At 35.0% G+C, this 1,317-nt stretch carries 2 protein-coding genes; both read right to left on the minus strand.

All coding sequences use genetic code 11. From position 1 onward, the window contains the following. Positions 1 to 273: 273 nt before the first annotated feature. On the minus strand, positions 274 to 690 hold the full coding sequence (locus H2C83_RS12845; protein ID WP_181741389.1) for a hypothetical protein: 417 nt from the start codon (positions 688 to 690) through the stop codon (positions 274 to 276). A 50-nt stretch (positions 691 to 740) separates the two neighbouring features. Then, positions 741 to 1,317, minus strand: a 577-nt coding sequence (locus H2C83_RS12850) for a hypothetical protein (RefSeq protein WP_181741391.1), incomplete at its 5' end; no start/stop codon positions are given.

The raw sequence follows: 1,317 nt of genomic DNA on the forward strand, positions 1-1,317 counted from the left end.
TTGGTCGACCCTGTACCCCCCAGCCATTGTCCTGCGATGGAAAACAAATATGAAGAAATCCAGACAAACAAGTATCCGGTAACCGGACCTCCACTTCGCAATCTGTTCTATAAAACAGAGATGAAAAAATAAAAGAGCCTGTCAATTGCAGACTCCAGACTTGGGAAATAAAAAAGCACTTGACCTGTACATTTGCAGAGAAGTGCTTAATTCACGATAAAAATTGGCAGTAAAGACTTTTTTGCAGTCTTTCCGAGCAATGCTTTTTATCTTTTATAATTCATCCAACTCTCCCCCGGGAAGAGCAGTTATAACATGCCCATCTAAACGAAGTTCTCTTAATTCCCATGCCTCAAACCAAGAGCTAACTTGAAACAACTCTAATATAATATTCCCATCAAATCCTATATACAAATCAGAAGATAATTCATCATTTAAATATATATTTACAATTTTTTTATTGCGGAGTAAATCATAAATTTGTCGATAAGTAATCTTGGATGCTTTTAAATCATCACTTCCCATAAGTATTTTATTTGCATGTCTGATTCTCCATGGACAATGAACAATTAATTCATAATTGGAAAAAACAAATCCAAATAAATAGCAATCTGGTTCTTCTCCTATTTTCCCCGAAACCATCTTTTGTCCTTTTAGAAAAGTAAAACATTCCTTTTTTTTATGAGCCAACTTTCAATCCCTCATTTCAAGACATAACAATATTATTAAATAAATTATCATCATTTACTCTTGTACGCATTAATGACTCTTAGTATTTGTTCCATAAAGTTGCCATTCTTTAGGTCAAAATCTATATGCAATTTTTCAGGATCATTCGTAATGTTGCCATATTGATCAAGCATACCCTTACTTTTTCCATTTTTAATATTTATTATATTAACCTTAAAATAAGGGTTAGTTCGTTGACCTGAATTGAAACCTTGAATTCTTATATCAAAAGCAAGATTTTTCTTATCAGGCATGGGAATGGTAACACCGTATCCACCTCCCTTTTTAGTCTTTCTAATTTTACTTCCTTCAAATTGAGATGATAAATCTTGTGCAATTGTTTTAGTATCAAATCTTATTCCTGTTTTAACACTACTACTTAAACCTGATTCCCCACTCTTATCTTGTCCATCCATCCGATCAACCTGAGGTTTCCGAGAAATGTCCGGGGGTCCACCAGCAGGCTGCAGTCTGGAGCCTAACCCCAACCGCTCTGCCAGATCATCGATATGGATACCGAATCTCTTCAAGAATTTCTTTCCTCCATTAAAAAATCCTTTCAGAGCACCACCTAGTTTTTTACCTGGG

This window comes from Thermoactinomyces mirandus (genome assembly GCF_013868055.1).
Lineage (GTDB): Bacteria > Bacillota > Bacilli > Thermoactinomycetales > Thermoactinomycetaceae > Thermoactinomyces > Thermoactinomyces mirandus.